The sequence below is a fragment of the Planomonospora algeriensis genome (assembly GCF_977012225.1).
Genome location: NZ_CDRNDK010000516.1, coordinates 1 through 4,089, shown reverse-complemented (window position 1 = coordinate 4,089; position 4,089 = coordinate 1). Strand labels below are relative to the sequence as shown.

Here is a 4,089-nt window from a genome sequence, read left to right as displayed (position 1 = left end):
GAGAGCCCCGCCGTCGGCGTCACCGGCTCGGGCCGCGGGCCCGGTACGGCCCGGCGGAGTGGAGCCGGGCCGTACCGGGGGTCCGCGATCCGGGACAGGGGAACCACCGGAGGAGCACGGAGCGGAGGAGAGGACGCGGAAGGGCCCGAAGGGGCGGCGGGGCCTGCGGCGGTTCGCGGTGGTCGCCGCGAGTCTGGCCGCGCTGGCCGCGTTCACGCTGCTCGGCGCGGACGCCCTCAGCGGCGGGAGGATCAGTGCGGCGGCCGGCCTGTCCGGTGCGGCGGGGCGGGGCGCCTCGATGGCGGCGTTCGCCGCGGCGGTGATCGCGTGCGTGCTGGCCGGGATCGCCTTCCTGGCGGTCCGGGCGGTCCAGGCCTCCCGGGTCAGGGCGGAGGCGGAGCGCGACCGGGCGGTGGAACGGGCCCAGCTCCTGGCCGCCGCGCTCGATCCGGAGACCGCGATGCGGGTGCTGGGCTACGACGGCGGCGACCGCAGGCCGGACTGAAAAAGGCCCCGGGGGAACCGGAATCCGGTTCCCCCGGGGGATATGTCAGTCGAACTCGCCGGCCTTCACGCCTCCGACGAAGGCGTCCCACTCGCTCTGGGTGAACGCCAGCGCCGGACCGTTCGGGTCCTTGGAGTCGCGCACGAGGTAGAGCTCATCGGCCTCGGCCTTGTGCGCGGCCAGGGCCGGGTCACCGGGCACGACGGCCACTTCCACGCAGTCGCCTCCGGTGCTGAGACTGCTCTTGCGCCACATGACGCGGGACGGATCCACAGTGGACACCCGCATTTCTCCTCTTCGTATCGGTTCTTCACAACTCTTTCGCCACTTGGGCGATGAAGGCCGCCGACGCCTCGGTGCCGAAGGCCATCGCTGTCAGGCTTCCGAACATCAGGGTGTACCGGCGCACCTCCTCCGGATCCTCCGGAACGAGCCCGCTCGCGGCCTGCTCCAGGTAGACCAGGTCGGGATCTTCGGGCTCGGGGAAGCTGAGCAGGCAGAACTTGCCGTCGACCGCGGCGTGCGCCCCCGCGGAGAACGGGATCACCCGGATCTCCACGTTGGGCAGCCTGCCGAGGTCGACCAGCCGCTCCAGCTGCTCGCGCATCACCTCGCGGCCGCCTACCCGGCGCCGGAGGACCGCCTCGTCGAGCACCGCGACGAGCTGGATCGGGTCAGCCGAGCCGTGCAGCAACCGCTGGCGCGAGATGCGCACGGAGACCTTCTCATCCACTTCGGAGGGGGTGTGGGTGATGGAGGTCGCCTCGATGACGGCACGGGCGTAGGGCTCGGTCTGCATCAGGCCGGGGACGACGAGCGGTTCGTAGGACCGCACGACGGAGGCTTCCGCCTCCAGCCCGATGTAGGAGTCGAAACCGGGTTTGAGGGCCTGGCGGTGGCGGTGCCACCACCCCCGTTGCCGGGCCTCCCTGGCCATCTGGATCAGGGAGTCGCGCTCCTGCCCGGTCACGCCGTACACGGTGGTGAGGGCCGCCACGTCCGTCGGCCTGGGACGGGTCAGGCCCGTCTCGTACCTCCAGATGGTGGTGTCGGTGGAGCCGATCCGTTCAGCCACCTCCACCCGCGACAGGCCGCTGTTCTCTCGCAGACGGTTCAGCTCGGCCATCAGGCGGCGATGCCGGGCGGTGGGACTTCTCCGAGAGGGCACGCCCGAACCTCCGATCTTCTGGCGGGAGAAACTGTGGAATTTCAATATGAGCTGTTGCAGTCCTTGATAGAAAGGTTCACCGTGAGTGAGTGTGCCATCCCAGAGCGGCGCCCGCATGGGAATGCATCCACCGGGGAATGAGGCGATCATGACGACCGGGCAGCAGACCGTTCCACCCCGATCCACGGTCACCCTCCATGGCGTGCCGGAGTCCGTGGCCCTGGCCCGGCGCCGCGTCAGGGAGCTCCTGGGTGAGGCCCATCCGGCCTGTGACGACGTGACGCTGCTCGTCAGCGAGGTCGTCACCAACTCGGTGGTCCACTCCGGCTCCGGCGGCGGGGGACAGGTGGCGATGACGGTGGCGGTGGGTCCGGACGCCGTGCTGGTGGAGGTGAGCGACGCCGGCTCGGGGCACTCGGCGCCGCACGTGCGCAACGAACCAGAGGCGGAGAGCGGGCGCGGCATGTTCCTGGTGGACCTGCTGGCCGCCCGCTGGGGGATCCGGGAGGGCGACCCGCGCGGACTCCGGACCCTCTGGTTCGAGGTCGCCTTCTGAGCTCCGGCGTTTTCTGAGCTCCGGCACCTTCCGGGATCCGGCGCCTTCTGAGCTCCGGGGGCTTCTGAGCTTCTGAGCTCCGGGATCCCGGGCGCCCGGGGTCCCCGGCCGCAGGGGCCCGGCGGCCATAACTCCCGCATGATGTGGTGTTTGGGTCTTTGCTGACCGGCCGACTTGCCTGACCCTCGGTTCAGACGCGTGACAACCCCCCGACAACGCGTCTGAGGAGGATACGGGTGAGACGCCGTCTGACCGTCGGGATCGCAGCCCTGGCGCTGCTGTGCCTCGGCGCGACCGGGGTGGGAGCCTCCGCCGAGCCGCCGCCCAGCAGCCAGTACAAGGTCGAGGGTCCGAGCGACTCCCGGCAGCGCAGCGCGGTCGCGGCCACCGGTGCCGCGATCGACCAGGTCGACCCCGCCTCGGTCGTGGTGACCGCCACGGAGGCCGAGGTCGCCGAGATCGAAAGACTCGGCTACACCGTGACGAAGCTCGAGGCGCCCGCGCCGCCGCCGAAGTCGCTGGCCGACTTCCCGCCGGCCGACTCGGCGTACCACAACTACGCCGAGATGACCGCGGCGGTGAACAAGATCGTCTCCGACCATCCGTCCATCGCCAGGAAGATCAGCTACGGCACCTCGTACGAGGGCCGCGACCTGATCGCCGTGAAGATCAGCGACAACGCGGCCACCGACGAGGACGAGCCGGAGGTGCTGTTCACCCACCACCAGCACGCCCGGGAGCACCTGACCGTCGAGATGGCGCTGTACATCATGAACACGCTCACCGACGGATACGGCGGCGACAGCCGGATCACCAACCTGGTGAACGGCCGCGAGATCTGGATCATGCCGGACCTCAACCCCGACGGCGGCGAGTACGACATCGCGACCGGCTCCTACCGCTCCTGGCGGAAGAACCGGCAGCCCAACTCCGGCTCGTCCTACGTCGGCACCGACCTGAACCGCAACTGGGCCTTCCAGTGGGGCTGCTGCGGCGGCTCCTCCGGCTCGGCGTCCAGCGACACCTACCGCGGCCCCTCGGCCGCCTCGGCCCCCGAGGTCCGGGCGGTCGCCGACTGGGTGAACAGCCGGGTCGTCGGCGGCGTGCAGCAGATCAAGTCGCACATCGACTGGCACACCTACGGCGAGCTGATCCTGTGGCCGTACGGCTACACCTACAACGACACCGCGCCCGGGCTCACCCAGGACGACCACGACGCCTTCGAGGCCCTGGGCGAGAACATGGCCTCCACCAACGGCTACACCCCCCAGCAGGCGAGCGACCTCTACATCACCGACGGTTCGATCGACGACTGGATGTGGGGCGTCCACAAGATCTTCAGTTACACCTTCGAGATGTACCCGACGAGCGCCTCTCCGGGGTTCTACCCGCCCGACGAGCAGATCGGCCCGCAGACCAGCCGGAACAAGGAAGCGGTCCTGCGCTTCCTGGAGTACTCCGACTGCGTCTACCGGATCACCGGCAAGGAGGCGCAGTACTGCTCCTCCGGCCCGCCGCCGGCGACGGTCTACTCCGACGACTTCGAGACGGCGACCGGCTGGACGGCGAACCCGTCCGGCACCGACACCGCCACCTCCGGCCAGTGGGAGCGCGGCGACCCGGCGGCCACCTCCTCCAGCGGGGCCAAGCAGCTCGGCACCACGGTCAGCGGCGTCAACGACCTGGTCACCGGCCGCCTGGCGGGCTCCTCGGCCGGGACCTACGACATCGACGGCGGCGTCACGAGCATCCGGTCACCGCAGATCGCCCTGCCGAGCGGCGGGACGCTGAACCTGTCGCTGTCGTGGTACCTGGCGCACGGCTCCAACTCCTCCAGCGCCGACTACCTGCGGGTGAAGG

At 70.3% G+C, this 4,089-nt stretch carries 4 protein-coding genes and 1 pseudogene; 3 read left to right on the top strand and 2 right to left on the bottom strand.

Annotated features, from left to right (window positions below; genetic code table 11):
- Window positions 1-505, top strand: a pseudogene (locus tag ACWJ6R_RS31510) (AAA family ATPase); the annotation flags it as partial.
- A 45-nt stretch (window positions 506-550) separates the two neighbouring features.
- Here ACWJ6R_RS31510 and ACWJ6R_RS31505 read toward each other — a convergent pair.
- On the bottom strand, window positions 551-787 hold the full coding sequence (locus ACWJ6R_RS31505; RefSeq protein ID WP_373868869.1) for a DUF397 domain-containing protein: 237 nt from the start codon (window positions 785-787) through the stop codon (window positions 551-553).
- 28 nt (window positions 788-815) lie between these two features.
- Window positions 816-1,631, bottom strand: coding sequence for a helix-turn-helix domain-containing protein (locus ACWJ6R_RS31500; protein WP_449065711.1), 816 nt, complete (start codon window positions 1,629-1,631; stop codon window positions 816-818).
- A 244-nt stretch (window positions 1,632-1,875) separates the two neighbouring features.
- Here ACWJ6R_RS31500 and ACWJ6R_RS31495 point away from each other — a divergent pair, with 244 nt between their 5' ends.
- Window positions 1,876-2,229, top strand: a complete 354-nt coding sequence (locus ACWJ6R_RS31495) for an ATP-binding protein (RefSeq protein WP_449065710.1) — start codon at window positions 1,876-1,878, stop codon at window positions 2,227-2,229.
- 236 nt (window positions 2,230-2,465) lie between these two features.
- On the top strand, window positions 2,466-4,089 hold a 1,624-nt coding region (locus tag ACWJ6R_RS31490; RefSeq protein WP_449065709.1), incomplete at its 3' end, for a M14 family metallopeptidase.